Source organism: Bartonella sp. MR168JLCBS (genome assembly GCF_042194175.1).
Window position 1 is genome coordinate 292 of sequence record NZ_JBHIMP010000546.1, and the last position, 300, is coordinate 591.

The 300-nt window shown below is 44.7% G+C and carries 2 protein-coding genes; both read left to right on the forward strand.

Going from position 1 to position 300, the window contains the following annotated elements; all coding sequences use genetic code 11:
- Positions 1–236: crossover junction endodeoxyribonuclease RuvC (locus ACFIK8_RS12555; protein ID WP_375669615.1), on the forward strand; the 236-nt coding region annotated here is incomplete at its 5' end.
- A partial coding sequence (locus ACFIK8_RS12560; protein ID WP_375669617.1) for an OB-fold domain-containing protein occupies positions 233–300 on the forward strand: 68 nt, incomplete at its 3' end. The genes ACFIK8_RS12555 and ACFIK8_RS12560, both read left to right, overlap by 4 nt.

The following is a 300-nucleotide window of genomic DNA, read 5'->3' on the forward strand; positions in this document are numbered from 1 at the left end:
CTCTCCTCGCTCCGGCGCAAGCAAATCTTCCCGTTTTTGAGTATGCTCCGAACAAAGTAAAAAAATCGGTTATTGGGGTTGGTCATGGTGCTAAGGAACAAATTCACATGATGGTAAAAGTTCTTCTCCCACGTGCTGAATTTGACAGCAGTGATGCTGCTGATGCGCTTGCTCTTGCTCTTTGCCATAGTACCCACCGCACCAGCGCTTCTCATTATGCAAGGATTACCGCATGATTGGCAAATTAAAAGGTATCCTTGAACATGTCTTTGATGATCATATCATTGTTGATGTTCAGGG